Here is a 16,743-nt window from a genome sequence, read left to right as displayed (position 1 = left end):
CGCCGCGAAGCAGAGGGGGGGTCAGGTTGCGGTTGAGGCCGGGGCGCAGGGAGGGGGGGCTTCGCGGCTTACGCCGCTCCTACAAGCCGGGGCCGCTCCCACGCCGATTCGGGCGGTGTGCGAGAATCCGGCTGTTCTCTTTCGATGGGTCGTCATGTTCCGATTTGCCATTGCCGCGCTATTCGGCGCGCTCAGCCTTACTGCCTGCGCGCAACAGCCCGCAGCTCCCAAAGCCGCTGCCAGTGCCGCTGCCTCCCCGGCTGATGCCGCAGTCGAAAAGCAGGTACGCGATGCCCTCAAGGAGCTGGATCCGAACCTCAAGCCGGAATACATCGGCGCAGCACCGTTTGCGGGTTTCCGAGAGGTGCTGGTGTCCGGGCAGGTGCTGTACGTGACCGATGACGGCCGTTATCTGCTGCAGGGCACGCCCTACGACATCGAGAAGAAGGGCCAGGCTACCAGCCCCGGCCTGCTGGCTTACCGTCGCAACCTGCTGCAGACGCTGCCGCATGCGGATCGCATCGTGTTTGCACCGCCAAATGCCAAACACACCATCAGCGTGTTCACGGATATCGAGTGCGGCTACTGTCGCAAGCTGCATCAGGATATCGCCGAGCTGAACCGCAACGGCATCGCCGTCGAGTACCTCGCGTTCCCGCGCATGGGCCTGGCCAGCAAGGACGCAACCGACATGATCTCGGTCTGGTGTGCCAGCGACCGCAAGGCCGCGCTGACCGCTGCCAAGTCCGGCCAGCCGGTGCAGTCCAGGAACTGCACCAACCCGGTGGCCATGCAGTACAACCTCGGCCAGCAATTGGGGATCAACGGTACTCCGGCGATCTTCGCTGCCGATGGCACCCAGCTCGGTGGCTATCTGCCGCCGGCACAGCTCAAGGCCACGCTGGACCGCATGGAAGGTGGCGGCAGCCGCTGATAGCGTTGTTTGCCAAAGCTTGAACAGACAGCGCCCCTCCCGACAACGAGAGGGGCGTCGTGGTTTTGGCAGTTGCTTACTTCAGGCCGTTGCTGACGCTGTTGACCAAGGTGCCCTGGGTGTCGTCACCGCTGAACTCCCAGAAGAACGCGCCGCCCAGCCCTTGGGCTTTGACGTAGGCCATCTTGCGGCCGAGCATTTCCGGCGTGTCCACGCTCCAGAAGGTGTTGCCGTCATACAACCACGTGGCCTGCGCAATCGGGTCGGTATGCACCGGCCAACCGAGGTTCTTCAGCACCTTCCAGTCCTCGATGCCGGCCTCGAACCTGCCGCTCGCCGGCCGCCCGCTCTGGTACAGGCCGTTGTTGGTTCTTGCCACGCCCGTCCAGCCGCGGCCGTAGAAGCCGACGCCGAGATTCAGCTTGGCGGCGGGGACGCCGCGTTGCAGGTAGGCCTCGATGGCGTCGTTGCTGTTGTACAGGGCGGCGTCGCCGGTTGAAGGATCTGCCGGGGAGTGGAACAGGGCGGTGTGGTGATTGGTGGTGCCGGCCCAGGCGCCATGGAAGTCGTAGGTCATCACATTGATGAAATCCAGATGGCGGTGATAGGCGGCCGGGTCGGTCGGGCGGATCTTGTCGATGCCTGCACCCACGGCCACGGTCAGCAGCAGGCGGGGCGCACTGCGTCCAGCTGGCGGCGGAATTCGGCCAGAAGGGCGGTGAAGTTGTCGCGGTCGGCGGGTGTGCCGCAGCCCAGGCCGCAGGCGGCCGGGTACTCCCAGTCGATGTCGATGCCATCGAACACGCCTGCAGCTGCCCCTTTGCCGCCGGCATGGTCGGTGAACGGCAGATTGCCCTTGATGTAGGCGTCAATGCAGGAGGCGACGAAGGCCTGGCGGTTCTCCGCGCGTGCGGCACTGGAGAAACCGCGTGACCAGGTCCAGCCGCCGAGCGAAATCAGCGTCTTGAGCTGTGGATATTTGGCCTTGAGCTGCTTGAGCTGGTTCCAGTTGCCGCGCAGCGGCTGGTTCCATTGGTCGGCGACACCGCTGACGCTTTCGCTGGCGCCAAAGCTGCGGGTGTAATCGGCATAGGCGTCGCCGCCCGCGCCGCTGGCCGGATCGGCGGCCTGGGTGATGCCAACCTCGCAGCGGTTGTTGCGGACGTTGCCGAAGGCGTAGTTGATATGGGTCAGGTGCGCCGCCGAACCGCTGCTGTCGATGTTCTTGACGCGGTAGTTGCGGCCGTAGATGCCCCATTGGGTGAAGTAACCGATCACCCGCTTGCCGCTGGCGCCTGGAGTGCCGGGCCCGCCTGGTTTTCCTGGGTCGGTGCCGCCGCCGGTGTCCTCGGTCAAGGTGCTGGCGCTGACAATGGCGCTGAGCGGGGAGGCGTTGCCGGCCTTGTCGCGGGCACGCACGGCATAGCGATAGGTGGTGGCCGGGGTCAGCGCGGTGTCGGCATGCTGGCTGCTGGCAGTCGAAGCGACCTGCGTGCCGTCCCGGTACAGGTCATAGGCGGCGATGCCGCTGCCACCGGGGTTGTCGCTGGCAGCATTCCAGCGCAACGCAATGCTGGTCGGGGAGCGCGCTTCTACGCGGAGCCCGTCCGGGATCGAGGGAGCGGTGCTGTCCTTGTCCGGAGCGGTGACCGTCACGTTGACCGTGGCCGAGGTGGTACTGGCACCGCGGTCATCGGTGGCGATGGCGCTGAGCAGATGGTTGCCGGCTGCGGCGTTGTGCCATGCAAGGCTGTAAGGCGCGCTGCCGACGCTGCCCATGGATTGGCCGTTGCGGAAGAACTCGACCCTGCGGATGCTGCCGTCGCTGTCTGTCGCCACTGCGCTGAAGGTGATGCTGCTGCCGGCACTGAAGGTGCTGCCTGCACTGGGTGAGGTCAGGCGGACCTGCGGTGGCTGGTTGGCTGCTGGTGCGCCGTCATCACAGCGGCCCAGATTGTCGTAGTAGCGGCGGCCTGCGGGGTGGTCCGGTGGTGCGTTCCAGATGGTCTGGCGTACCTGGTACAGCGTGCCGCCCTTCTGCAACTGGTTGCCGGGCTGGTAGATCGTGGTTCCCAGCCAGGGCTTCACCCCTGCACAGTTGGCGGCCTGGGCTGCCGGTACGACGCTGCCGGCCGCAAACACCAGGGCCAGGGCCCGGCCCAGCCGCGGCCTGCGGGCGAGCTGGCAGGTATATCGGGGCCGGAAAGGGCCTGTGGGATGGTCCGTCATGGTGGGTCTCCTTCTTTGGTGGGGCGATGGTTGTGCGTTGTTCCGGGGCACGCCTTCGGCGGGGCGGGCGCGGCTGCGCCCGGCCTTGGGACGAGGAAAATGCTTGCTGGGCCCGGATCTGGGCCGTTGCACCAGCACGCAGGTGCCGGTCGAATGAGGATAACGTTGTCAAAAAAGGCGGCACGGTTTGGCCTGCGCAGCTGACTGTCGGTGTGAACCGCGTCATCCCAGAGGACTTCCGGTAGTCGGGCTGCTGAGGCTTGGGGCGGCCGAGTCCGGTACAATCGCGGGCCGATTCCCACCATGGTCTCCCGGACATGATCGTCCTCGAGGGCGCAGCTGCCCTTTCGCCGTTCCGCCGCGAACGTCTTGAATCCCGCCTGCAGTCCATTGCCGCCGATCTGCGCATCACCGGTGCCTGGCACGTCTATTTCACCCAAGCTGCCGATGCCGGCGCGGTCGACCAGACCACGCTGGGCCGCATCCTGCAGGGCCAGCCACAGGCCGCCTCGCGCGCTGATGGCGCGATCTCGCGCTATGTGGTGCCGCGCCTGGGCACGCTGTCGCCGTGGTCGAGCAAGGCCACCGAGCTGGTGCGCGGTGCCGGCCTGCCGATCCAGCGCGTCGAGCGCGGTACCCGCATCGACCTGAGCGGCTGGCCATCCGATCCGGCGCAGCAGGCCGCGCTGGCCAAGCTGCTGCACGATCCGATGACCCAGTCGCTGCTGGAAGACATCGGCCAGGCCCAGGCGCTGTTCGCCAACGTCGGCCGCGGCACTCTGGAGCGCATCGCCCTGGACGATCTGGAAGGCGCCAACAAGCGCCTCGGTCTGGCCCTGGCCGATGACGAGATCGATTACCTGCGCCAGCGTTACAGCGAACTCGGCCGCGATCCGTCCGACGTCGAACTGATGATGTTCGCGCAGGCCAATTCCGAGCATTGCCGGCACAAGATCTTCAATGCCAGCTGGACCATCGATGGCAACGAGCAGGACCGCTCGCTGTTCAAGATGATCAAGAACACCCACCAGCAGACCCCGCAGCACACGCTCAGCGCGTACAGCGACAATGCCGCGGTGATTGAAGGCGAACCGGCCGCGCGTTATCGCCCGGACCCGGCCACCGGCAAGTACCGCAGCGAAGCGGTGCTGCCCAGCGCCTTCCAGATCAAGGTGGAAACGCATAACCACCCGACCGCGATCGCGCCGTTCCCGGGCGCTGCGACCGGCGCCGGTGGCGAGATCCGCGACGAGGGTGCGACCGGCCGTGGCGGCAAGCCCAAGGCTGGCCTGACCGGTTTCTCGGTCTCGCACCTGCGCATCCCGACCCTGCCGCAGCCGTGGGAAGCGCCGCGCGCGCTGAACCCGCGCATGGCACCGGCCTTGGACATCATGCTCGATGGCCCGCTCGGCGGCGCCGCGTTCAACAACGAATTCGGCCGCCCGAACCTGCTCGGTTACTTCCGTAGCTTCGAGCTGCCGGAAGACGGCATCACCCGTGCCTACGACAAGCCGATCATGCTGGCTGGCGGCCTGGGTGCGATTGACCGCGTGCAGGTCGACAAGCTGCAGCTGCAGGCGGGCGACGCGGTGATCGTGCTCGGCGGCCCGGCCATGTTGATCGGCCTGGGCGGCGGTGCGGCCTCGTCGGTGGCTTCGGGCGAGAGCGCCGAAGACCTCGACTTCGCCAGCGTGCAGCGCGACAACCCGGAAATGGAGCGCCGCTGCCAGGAAGTGATCGACCGTTGCGTGGCCATGGGCACGAACAACCCGATCAAGTTCTTCCACGACGTCGGCGCCGGTGGCTTGTCCAACGCCATTCCCGAGCTGCTGCACGACTCCAACGTCGGTGGCGTGATCGACCTGGGCAAGGTGCCCACCGACGATCCCTCGCTGTCGCCGCTGGAACTGTGGTGCAACGAGTCGCAGGAACGTTATGTACTCGGCGTGGCGCAGGAGCGCCTGGCCGAATTCGCCGCCATCTGCGCGCGCGAACGCTGCCCGTTCGCAGCCGTCGGCGTGGCAACTGCGGAGGAACACCTGGTCGTTGCCTACGGCGCGACCCCGGGCAACACCCCGGCCGACGCCCCGATCGACCTGCCGATGGACCTGCTGTTCGGCAAGGCACCGAAGATGCACCGCGATGCGGTGCATCCGCCGGCACCGCGCTGGCCGTCGCTGAAGACCGCTGGCATCGACCTGCATGACGCCGGTCTGCGTGTGCTCGCACATCCGACCGTTGCTTCGAAGAGCTTCCTGGTCACCATCGGTGACCGCAGCGTGGGTGGCCTGACTGCGCGCGAGCAGATGATCGGCCCGTGGCAGCTGCCGATGGCCGATGTTGCAATCACCCTGGCTGGGTTTGACACCTACGCCGGCGAAGCGATGTCGCTGGGTGAACGCACCCCGCTGGCACTGTTGAACGCCGCTGCATCGGCACGCATGGCGGTGGGTGAAGCCATCACCAACCTGTGTGCCGCACCGGTGACCGCGCTGGATACGGTCAAGCTGTCGGCCAACTGGATGGCCGCCTGCGGCCACAACGGCGAAGACGCGCTGCTGTACGACGCAGTCAAGGCGGTCGGCATGGAGCTGTGCCCGCAGCTGGATATCAGCATCCCGGTGGGCAAGGACTCGCTGTCGATGCAGGCGCAGTGGCAGGCCGATGGCCAGGCCGAGAAGTCGGTGTCGCCGGTATCGTTGGTGATCACCGCGTTCGCGCCGGTCAGCGATGCCCGCCAGCAACTGACCCCGCTGCTCGACCGCGAAACCGAAAGCGAGTTGTGGCTGATTGGTCTGGGCGCTGGCAAGCAGCGACTGGGCGGTTCGATCCTGGCGCAGACCCAGGCCGATCACAGCGCGCTGCCGGCATTTGCCGGTGAAGTGCCGGATCTGGATGACCCGCAGCGTCTGCGCGCGTTCTTTGAGCTGATCCGCGATGCACGTGAGTCCGGCCTGTTGCTGGCCTATCACGACCGCAGCGACGGCGGTGCGTTCGCCGCATTGTGCGAAATGGCATTCGCCTCGCGCATGGGCCTGGACATCGTGCTCGATGCCTGGGGCGACGATCCGTTCCGCAGCCTGTTCAACGAAGAACTGGGCGCCGTGGTGCAGATCGCCAAGGAAGACCGCGCTGCGTTCGCCGACCTGGTCGAACGCCACGCACTGACCGAATGTGCACAGCGCATCGCCCGCCCGACCACCGCACCGGTGGTGCGCGTGCAGCTGGCCGGCGACAGCGTGGTGGAATGGCGCTGGGAAGAATTGTTCGATGCCTGGTGGTCGGTGACCCACGCCATGCAGAAACTGCGTGACAACCCGGATGCAGCCGATCAGGAGCGTGCGATTGCACGTAACTTCAACGCGCCGGGCCTGAAGCCGAAGCTGACGTTTGATCCGGCTGACGATGTGGCTGCGCCGTACATGGATGTACAAGTGCCGCGGGCGCAGGATGCGCAGGAGCGGCCGCCGTTCATTGCAACTGGCACGCGACCGAAGGTGGCGATCCTGCGCGAGCAGGGCGTCAACGGCCAGATCGAAATGGCCAACATCTTCGAGCGTGTCGGCTTCGACTCCTATGACGTGCACATGAGCGACCTGATCGAAGGCCGCGTGCAGCTGGGCGACTTCCGCGGCATCGCTGCCTGCGGCGGTTTCAGCTACGGCGACGTGCTGGGTGCAGGCCGCGGCTGGGCAACCTCCATCCTAGAACGTCCGGCGTTGCGTGAGGCCTTCGCGGCCTTCTTCGCCCGCCCGGATACCTTCGCGCTGGGCGTGTGCAACGGCTGCCAGATGATGAGCCAGCTCAAGGACATCATCCCCGGTGCCGAGCATTGGCCGAAGTTCCTGCGCAATGCCGGCGAGCAGTTCGAAGCACGTACCGCATTGTTGGAAGTCGTCGAGTCGCCGTCGATCCTGCTGCGCGGCATGGCCGGCTCGCGCCTGCCGGTTGCAGTGGCACACGGCGAAGGCCGTGCCGAGTTCGACAGCGCGGTGGACCAGGCGGCAGCCAGCATCGCGCTGCGTTACGTCGATGGTGATGGCCGCGTGGCCACTCAGTACCCGCTGAATCCGAACGGTTCGCCGGACGGCATCACCGGCCTGACCACCAGCGATGGCCGCGTCACCATCTTGATGCCGCACCCGGAACGCACCCCGCGCACGGTCAACCTGAGCTGGGCACCGAGCAGCTGGGGCGAAGATTCGCCGTGGCTGCGGATGTTCCGCAATGCACGGGTATGGTGCGGCTGAGCAGGCGAAGCTGCCGAAAGTTAATTGCCGTAGATTGACGTTTGAAGAAGCCCGCAGGCCACCGCCTGCGGGCTTCTGCGTTGTGGCGTCTCGATGCGTGTCCAACCGCTCGGCTGTATCCAGGCGCAGAAGCGCGAAGCGCTTCGGAAGCGGATGGATTTGAAGTGCCGCCAACACCGCCATTCCATGCCCTGCGGGATCCTTTCCATTGGCGGCGCTGACGTTTTTATCCGTTTGGCCGGCGCGGAGCGCCCCTGGCTTCAGTCAGCAAAGTCCGCCAGGAATCCGACGTCTTCTGCGGGATCCGTTTGCCAGCCCGCTGGTGGCCGCTGGCGCAATTTGCCTTGTTGCAATGCAGCTGCTCGACGCTTTTAAGGAAGATGAACCTATTTTTCCTGCAAGTGCATCGGAACAAGCCAAAAGCCCGCAGCGCAAGGCCTGCAGGAAGCTTAACGTCTTCATGTTTCGATGGGCTGACATTGATGCGCGGACGGGCAGTCGCGACTAGGCAACTGTTTCAACAGTAAATTTTCTGAAAATCTCACTTTGATTAGAGATTTGTGGTGATTCTCACAAAATGTCAGATCAAGCCAAATATTTGACGAATGATGAATCGTCGATTAAGACTCCATCCATCCCGTAGTCGCCCGACAGGTATGGAACCAGGGGGGTAGACCACGACAGGCGTGAGCCTCACGTGCCCAGCAGCAGCGGGACCGGGACCACAACACCACAGGGGGATCGTTGGGCACGCCAGCCCAGCGATGGGGATTTCTGCAAGCAAAAAACCGTCCACTTGAGGAGCAGCAGCGATGAACCGGATCTACCGCAAGGTATGGAACAAGGCATTGGGGCAGTTGGTGGTGGCGTCGGAGTTGGCATCGTCCAGCTCGGCCGGTGTGGTCATGGATGAGCGGCACAGCGCCGGAATACGCCTGCAAGCCTTGTCGGTTGCCGTTGCGTTGGGTCTGGGAGCGGGTGCCTGGGTAACAGCGGCGCAGGCACAGTCGGTGGAAGTGGGTGGTAACGCGCAGTGCATGGTGCTTGGCAGTGCAACCCTGGTGGACTGCGCCATCGCCAACAGCGCAGATGCCTCTGGTACGAATGCAGTCGCCATAGGCGCTGGAACGGTGGCCTCGGCCGCAGGCAGCGTGGCACTGGGCGCAGGCTCCGTTGCTGATCGCGCCAACACGGTATCGGTCGGTTCGGCCGGCAACGAACGACAGATCAGCAATGTCGCTGCCGGTACTGCCGGAACCGATGCGGTGAACCTCGATCAACTCAATGCGGCCGCAGACGGCGCACTGTTGGCGGGTCGCTATTTCAAGGCCAATGGTGCGGCTGATGGCAGCGATGACGCAGTGGCCAGCGGCGAAGGTGCGATGGCTGCGGGCGTCGGCTCGCTGGCCAGTGGCGTGGAAAGCACTGCGGTAGGCAGCTACAACGTGGCTGCAGGCGACTATTCCAGCGCGGTGGGTTATGTAAATACCGCCAACGGTGAGAACAGTTCGGCAGTCGGCAATTTCAATCAGGTTGATGGCGCCAACAGCAGCGCCTTCGGTGCCGGAAACCTTGTCGATGGTGACAATGCGATTGCCCTGGGCAGCAACAGCATCGCCAGTGGTGATGGCAGCGTGGTGATCGGCGATGGCGCCTACGCGGCAGCCGATGATTCCACTGCGGTCGGCTCCGGCAGTCTTGCCAGCGAGCTGGGCAGCACCGCCGTCGGCAGCGGCGCAGAAGCGACCGGTGCCTATGCAAGCGCGCAGGGCAGCCAGGCGCTTGCTTCCGGGCAGCAGGCAGCGGCAAGTGGCTTCCGCGCCGATGCCAGCGGTCGCGGCACCACTGCGGTGGGCGCCTATAGCTCCGCCTCTGGCGATCTTGCTTCGGCAGTGGGTTATGGCGCTGATGCCAGTGGCGACTATGGCGTTGCGATGGGCTTGGGTGCTTCCGCCTCGGCCACAAGCACCACGGCGGTGGGTGAATCGGCGATTGCGTCGGGTGAAGAATCCACTGCGGTGGGCGGTACCACCTATGGCGGCTTGATCAGCACCGAAGCATCGGGCACCGGTGCGTCGGCGTTCGGCAACGGTGCATGGGCGATCGGTGAGTACGCCACCGCGATTGGCTTCAACAGCTGGGCCGATGCGGACGATTCCACCGCGCTTGGTCAGAGCGCCACCGCGGCGGCAGCCAACAGCGTCGCCATTGGTGCAAATTCCTGGGCGGATCGCGAGAGCACGGTGTCGGTCGGTGATGTGGGCAGCGAACGCCAGATCACCAATGTTGCAGCCGGCACTGAAGACACCGACGCGGTGAATAAATCTCAGCTGGATGAGGTCGCAGCGGTCGCTGAAAACACCAGCAAATACTTCACCGCAACGGGCAGCATCGACAGTGACGCCGGTGCCTACGCAGAAGGTGATGCGGCGACGGCGGCCGGTGAAGCCAGCAACGCGATCGGCAATGGCGCCTCGGCCTATGGCAACGGCGCCAATGCCTTAGCCAACGGTGCGACCGCAGTCGGCATGAACGCCTTGGCCACTGGCCAGAACAGTGCCGCGTTTGGCCAGAACGCCGAGGCCACCGGTCCGGCGGCGGTCGCCGTAGGCGGCAATGCAGTGGATGCCGATGGCAATCCATTGATCACCTTTGGCGGACAGCCGGTAACGACGGGTGCGACAAGCGCCGGCCTTGGCGGCACCGCCCTTGGTGCCAGTGCCAGTGCGGAAGGCTTCGCTGCCACCGCTGCCGGTCTTGGTGCCTTCGCGCAGGGCGCACAGTCCTCCGCATTTGGTGCGGTGGCCAATGCAACCGGTGACTACAGCACGTCGGTGGGTAGCCAGAGTGCGGCATCGGGAACCAGCAGCGTCGCGGTCGGTGGCCCGATCGACCTCATCCCGGGGCTGGGCTTCTTCGTTGATACCCAGGCCAGCGGTGAAGCGTCCACGGCGCTAGGTGCAGGCGCGATTGCTTCCGGTGATTACGCGCTGGCGTCAGGTGCATTGAGTGAAGCGTCAGGGGCTGAGAGCACCGCTGTCGGCTACTTCGCGTATGCGGCTGGCGACAACGCCAGTGCGCTGGGCGCGGAGAGCTGGGCCAGTGGCGTCAACAGCACGGCGGTTGGCTTCTACAGCACCAGCTTTGGCGCAGACAGTACCGCGCTGGGTGCGAATGCCACCGCCAACGCTGCCAACAGCGTTGCCCTGGGCGCGGACTCGCTGGCAGATCGTGCCAACAGTGTGTCGGTTGGAGCGGAGGGAGCCGAGCGCCAGATCACCAACGTCGCTGCAGGTACCGCAGGCACGGATGCGGTCAACCTCGATCAGCTCACTGCCGTCGCTGATGGCGCCGAACTGACCGCGCGCTACTTCAAGGCCAACGGCGCTGCCGATGGCAGTGACGATGCGATCGCCAGCGGCGATGGTGCAACCGCAGCCGGTGTCGGCTCTCTGGCAAGCGGTGCGCAGAGCTCCGCGGTTGGCAGCTACAACGTCGCAGCCGGTGACTATTCCAGCGCGGTCGGCTACGTGAACACCGCCAACGGTACCAACAGCTCGGCGGTAGGTAATTTCAACCAGGTGGATGGCGAGAACAGCAGCGCATTCGGCACGGCCAACCTGGTCGATGGCGCCAATGCGATTGCCTTGGGCAGCAACAGCGTTGCCAGCGGTGACGGCAGCGTGGTGATCGGCGACGGCGCGTTGGCCGATGCCGACGATGCGCTTGCGATTGGCTCAGGAAGCGTTGCCAGTGGCGAAGGCGCAAGCGCGGTGGGCGCGGGTGCGGAGGCCTCGGGCGCATTTGCCACGGCGCAAGGTGCGCAGGCGCTCGCGTCCGGCCAGCAGGCATTGGCCAGTGGCTTCCGCGCCGAGGCCAGTGGCCGCGGCACCACGGCGGTTGGCAGCTATGCCGTTGCTTCCGGTGACCTCGCTTCGGCGGTGGGTTATGGCGCGCAGGCCAGTGGTGATTACGGCGTTGCGTTGGGTCTGGCTGCAGAGGCATCCGGCGCCAGCACCACCGCTGTGGGCGAATCGGCGATTGCCTCGGGTGAGGAGTCGACCGCCGTCGGCGGGACCACCTACGGCGGCTTGATCAGCACCGAGGCCTCGGGCACCGGCGCCGCGGCATTCGGCAATGGCGCCTGGGCGTTGGGTGAGTATGCGACGGCCATTGGCTTCAACAGCTGGGCCGATGCTGACAACTCCACAGCCCTGGGCCAGAGCGCGGTGGCAGAAGCAGTCAACAGCGTCGCCATCGGTGCCAATTCCTGGGCGGATCGCGAGAACAGCGTGTCGGTGGGTGATGTCGGCAGCGAGCGGCAGATCACCAATGTCGCCGCTGGTACTGAAGGTACCGATGCGGTCAACAAGAACCAGTTGGATGAAGTGGCCGCTGTGGCTGGCAATACAAGCAAGTACTTCACCGCCACCGGCAGCGACGATAGCGACGCCGGCGCCTATGCAGAAGGCGAAAACGCCACCGCAGCTGGTGAAGCCACCAACGCGATTGGCAATGGCGCATCGGCCTTCGGCAGCGGTGCTACTGCAGTGGCTGATGGTGCGACTGCGGTCGGCATGAACGCCCTGGCCAGCGGCCAGAACGCCGCGGCGTTCGGGCAGAACGCGCAGGCGATGGGACCGGGTGCGGTGGCGGTGGGCGGCAATGCGGTGGATGCCAATGGTGATCCACTGATCAACGTCGGCGGTGCGCCGGTGCAGACCGGTGCCACCAGTGCCGGTGTCGGCGGTACCGCACTGGGTGCCAGTGCCAATGCGGAAGGTTTCGCGGCGACGGCAACGGGCGTTGGTGCTTATGCCCAGGGTGATCAGTCCACCGCCAGCGGTGCGGTGGCCAATGCGCTCGGCAACTACAGCACCGCGACCGGCTCGCAGAGCTACGCTGAAGGCGTGGGCACGACGGCGGTTGGTTACAACGCAGCCGCCTATGAGGATGGCAACGTCGCTGTCGGCCGCAATGCGTCGGCGCTGGGCGAAGGCAGCCTGGCGATCGGTGATGGTGCCGAGACCGGCTTCGGCTTGTTCGGTATCGGCGCGACCAATGCAGTGGCCATCGGCAGTGGCAGCTGGGCGTTCGGCGATGATGCAACCGCGGTGGGTGCCAATGCCTGGGCTTTCGGCCAACAGAGCACTGCGCTCGGTACCGGTGCCGAGGCTGGCGCTACCAACTCGGTGGCCTTGGGTGCAGGTTCGATCGCCGGTCGTGACAACACGGTGTCGGTGGGTGATGTCGGGGCCGAACGGCAGATCACCAATGTTGCTGCAGGCACCGAAGGCACCGATGCGGTCAACGTTGATCAGCTCAATGCCGCGGCCGAAGGTGCACTGTTGGCCGGGCGCTATTTCAAGGCCAATGGCGCTGCCGATGGCAGTGATGACGCGGTTGCCAGCGGTGACGGTGCAACCGCGGCTGGTGTCGGCTCGGAGGCCTCCGGCGCACAGAGCACGGCCGTTGGCAGCTACAACGTTGCCGCTGGTGATTACTCCAGTGCCGTCGGTTACGTGAACACCGCCAACGGCAGCAACAGTTCGGCGTTCGGCAATTTCAACCAGGTGGACGGCGCAAACAGCAGCGCATTCGGCTTCGCCAACCTGGTCGACGGCGACAACGCCATCGCACTGGGCAGCAACAGCGTGGCCAGTGGCGAAAGCGCCATCGTGATCGGCAATGGCGCCAGCGCCTTGGCCAGCGGCGCGGCCGCGATCGGCATGAATGCCGTGGCCAGTGGCCAGAACGCAGCGGCCTTCGGCCAGAACGCACAGGCAACCGGCCCGGGCGCGGTCGCCGTCGGTGGCAATGCCGTGGATGAAAATGGCGATCCGCTGATCACCTCCAATGGCGAGCCGGTGCAGACAGGTGCCACCAGTGCCGGTGTCGGTGGCACCGCGCTCGGTGCCAGTTCAAACGCCGAAGGCTTCGCTGCCACTGCAACCGGTGTTGGCGCATGGGCGCAGGGTGATCAGTCCACGGCAAGTGGTGCGGTCGCCAATGCGGTTGGCGATTTCAGCACCGCCACCGGCTCGCAATCGTATGCGGAAGGTGCCGGCACGACGGCCGTCGGCTACAACGCGGCCGCCTACGAGGATGGCAATGTTGCGGTCGGCCGCAATGCGTCGGCATTGGGTGAGGGCAGTCTGGCGATTGGTGATGGTGCCGAGACGGGTTTTGGCTTGTTCGGCATCGGCGCGACCAATGCGGTAGCGATCGGCAGCGGCAGCTGGGCGTTTGGTGATGATGCAACCGCGGTGGGTGCGAATGCCTGGGCCTTCGGTCAACAGAGCACTGCAGTCGGTACCGGTGCCGAGGCTGGCGCTACCAACTCGGTGGCCTTGGGTGCAGGCTCGATTGCCGGCCGTGACAACAGCGTATCGGTGGGCGATGTGGGCGCCGAACGGCAGATCACCAACGTTGCCGCCGGTACCGAGGGCACCGATGCCGTCAACAAGGACCAGCTTGATGAAGTAGCCGCGGTAGCGGCGGAAGGGCAGACCACGGCCAAGTACTTCAAGGCCACCGGCAGTGCCGACAGTGATGCCGGTGCGTACGCCGAGGGTGACAACGCCACGGCTTCCGGCGAAGCGACCAATGCCATCGGCAATGGCGCATCGGCCTTCGGCAGCGGTGCCAATGCAGTGGCTGATGGTGCGACTGCGGTTGGCATGAACGCCCTGGCCAGCGGCCAGAACGCCGCGGCGTTCGGCCAGAACGCGCAGGCGATGGGACCGGGTGCGGTGGCGGTTGGCGGCAATGCGGTTGATGCCAATGGTGATCCGCTGATCAATGTCGGCGGTGCGCCGGTGCAGACCGGTGCCACCAGTGCCGGTGTCGGCGGTACCGCACTGGGCGCCAGTGCCAATGCGGAAGGTTTTGCGGCGACGGCAACGGGCGTTGGTGCTTATGCCCAGGGTGATCAGTCCACCGCCAGCGGTGCGGTGGCCAATGCGCTCGGCAACTACAGCACCGCGACCGGCTCGCAGAGCTACGCTGAAGGCGTGGGCACGACGGCGGTCGGTTACAACGCAGCCGCCTATGAGGATGGCAACGTCGCTGTCGGCCGCAATGCGTCGGCGCTGGGCGAAGGAAGTCTGGCGATTGGTGATGGTGCCGAAACCGGCTTCGGCTTGTTCGGCATCGGCGCGACCAATGCAGTGGCCATCGGCAGTGGCAGCTGGGCCTTCGGCGATGATGCAACCGCGGTGGGTGCCAATGCCTGGGCCTTCGGCCAACAGAGCACTGCGCTCGGTACCGGTGCCGAGGCTGGCGCTACCAACTCGGTGGCCTTGGGTGCAGGTTCGATCGCCGGTCGTGACAACACGGTGTCGGTGGGTGATGTCGGGGCCGAACGGCAGATCACCAATGTCGCTGCGGGTACCGAAGCAACCGATGCGGTCAACAAGTCGCAGCTGGATGCGGTGGCCGGCGTAGCAGGGGAAACCAACAAGTACTTCCGGGCGAGCGGCGACGGCGTGGCGACTGCCAGTGGTAGCAATGCGGTGGCTTCGGGCTCGGCGGCGCTTGCCAGCGCCGAGCGCAGCACGGCGCTGGGTGCTTCGAGTACTGCCAGTGCAAATGGAGCAACGGCGTTGGGTGCGGATGCCGCAGCGAAGGCCAGCAACAGCACGGCGCTGGGCCGGCAGACCTCGATAACCGCAGTCAACGGTGTCGCCATCGGTTACGGCGCGTTCGCCAGCAACGGCGTCAACAGTGTCGCAATCGGTGCGGGTGCTGGCGTCTCAGGCGCCAATTCGGTGGCCCTGGGCGCAGGTTCGCGTGCAGTTGAAGCCAACGTGGTTTCGGTAGGTGGCGGTAACGGCACCAATGGCCCAGTGACGCGTCGCATCGTCAATGTCGGTGCAGGGCGTATTGCCGAAGGCAGCACTGATGCGGTGACCGGTGGTCAGCTGCATGTCACCAACCAGCGGGTCGGTGCGGTGGAGACGCGCGTTACCGACATCGATGGTCGTATCGGCAGCATCGAGGGCGTGACCGCCAATGCGGTGACCTATGACGATGCCAGCCGCGACAAACTCACCCTGGCGGGCGTGCAGGGAACCACGCTGGACAACGTCGCTGCCGGCGCCATCGCCGCTGGCAGCATGCAGGCCATCAATGGCGGGCAGCTGTTCCAGTCACTGGGCAATATGGCCAGCTTCCTCGGTGGCGGTGCCGGCGTGGGCATGCAGGGCATGTTCGTCGCACCGACCTATGTCATCCAGGGGGCCAGTTACAACAACGTGGGTGCAGCGTTGTCGGCGCTCGATGGCCAGGTTACGGCCATCAACAACCGTATTGCCAGCAACGGGAATGGAAACGGGAACGGGAACGGGAACGGGAACGGGAACGGGAACGGGAACGGGCATGGCAATGGAAACGGTCATGGCAATGGAAATGGCAACGGCAACGGCAACGGCCCGCGAGCAGAGACTGCTGCGTCGGCTGCGAGCACTGGCGTAGCGCTGGGCGAGCAAGCCAAGGCCAACAGCGTTGCGGGTAGCGCCATCGGCAACAACAGCTATGCACATGGCCCGAACGACACCGCGATTGGTAGCAATTCCCGCGTCAATGCCGACGGCAGCACCGCGGTGGGTGCCAATACCAGCATCGCAGCGGTGGCCACCAATGCGGTGGCGGTGGGTGAAAGTGCCACCGTCAGCGTTGCCTCGGGTACGGCGATTGGCCAAGGTTCCAGCGTCACTGCAACCGGTGCCGTTGCCTTGGGCCAAGGGTCGATTGCTGATCGTGCCAACACGGTGTCGGTCGGTAGCAGCGGCCATGAGCGGCAGGTCACCAACGTTGCCGCAGGCACGCAGGCGACCGATGCGGTCAACAAGGCGCAGCTGGATAGCGGCATCACCGCAGCCAATACCTATACCGACACCAAGTTCAGCAGCATGGCCGACAGCTTCGACATCTTCCGTGGCGATATCGACAAGCGCTTGCGCCACGTCGACCGTCGCCTGGATCGTCAAGGCGCGATGAGCGCGGCCATGTTGAACATGGCTACCAGTGCTGCGGGCGTGCGCACGCAGAACCGGGTCGGTGTCGGTGTCGGCTACCAGGGCGGCGAATCGGCACTGTCCGTGGGCTACCAGCGTGCCATCAGTGATCGCGCCACCGTCACCTTTGGTGGTGCCTTCACCAGTGACGACAGCTCGGTGGGTGTTGGTGCCGGCTTCGGCTGGTAAGCGGTTTGGTCTTGCCCCCGCCTGCTGCGGCGGGGGCTTCCAGGTTCATCGCCAGGAGCCGTGCTGCCCCCGCAGTGCGGCTGTTGCGGGCCAGGACGGCAAAGCGATGCAGCGTTGAGTTCCA

The 16,743-nt window shown here is 65.5% G+C and carries 3 protein-coding genes and 2 pseudogenes; 3 read left to right on the top strand and 2 right to left on the bottom strand.

Annotated features, from left to right (window positions below):
- The first annotated feature begins 154 nt into the window (after positions 1-154).
- Positions 155-934, top strand: a complete 780-nt coding sequence (locus QMX78_RS08040; protein WP_282268250.1) for a DsbC family protein — start codon at positions 155-157, stop codon at positions 932-934.
- A gap of 76 nt (positions 935-1,010) precedes the next feature.
- Here QMX78_RS08040 and QMX78_RS08035 read toward each other — a convergent pair.
- Both QMX78_RS08035 and QMX78_RS08030 read right to left on the bottom strand, forming a co-directional pair.
- Positions 1,011-2,227, bottom strand: a pseudogene (locus QMX78_RS08035) (glycoside hydrolase family 18 protein); the annotation flags it as partial.
- 474 nt (positions 2,228-2,701) lie between these two features.
- Positions 2,702-3,163: pseudogene (locus QMX78_RS08030) on the bottom strand (Ig-like domain-containing protein); the annotation flags it as partial.
- A 317-nt stretch (positions 3,164-3,480) separates the two neighbouring features.
- On the opposite strand from QMX78_RS08030, the gene purL reads away from it, so the two are divergent.
- The gene (gene purL / locus QMX78_RS08025) at positions 3,481-7,413 is read left to right on the top strand and encodes a phosphoribosylformylglycinamidine synthase (protein ID WP_282268249.1); all 3,933 of its coding nucleotides are present in this window, start codon (positions 3,481-3,483) and stop codon (positions 7,411-7,413) included.
- Between the two features lie 812 nt (positions 7,414-8,225).
- Complete coding sequence (locus tag QMX78_RS08020) at positions 8,226-16,619, top strand: ESPR-type extended signal peptide-containing protein (RefSeq protein WP_282268247.1); 8,394 nt, start codon at positions 8,226-8,228, stop codon at positions 16,617-16,619.
- Positions 16,620-16,743: the final 124 nt, after the last annotated feature.

This window comes from Stenotrophomonas sp. PS02298 (genome assembly GCF_029959445.1).
Taxonomy (GTDB): Bacteria; Pseudomonadota; Gammaproteobacteria; order Xanthomonadales; family Xanthomonadaceae; genus Stenotrophomonas.
The sequence above is the reverse complement of the archived record's forward strand: the minus strand, read 5'-3'. Positions and strand labels throughout refer to the sequence as shown.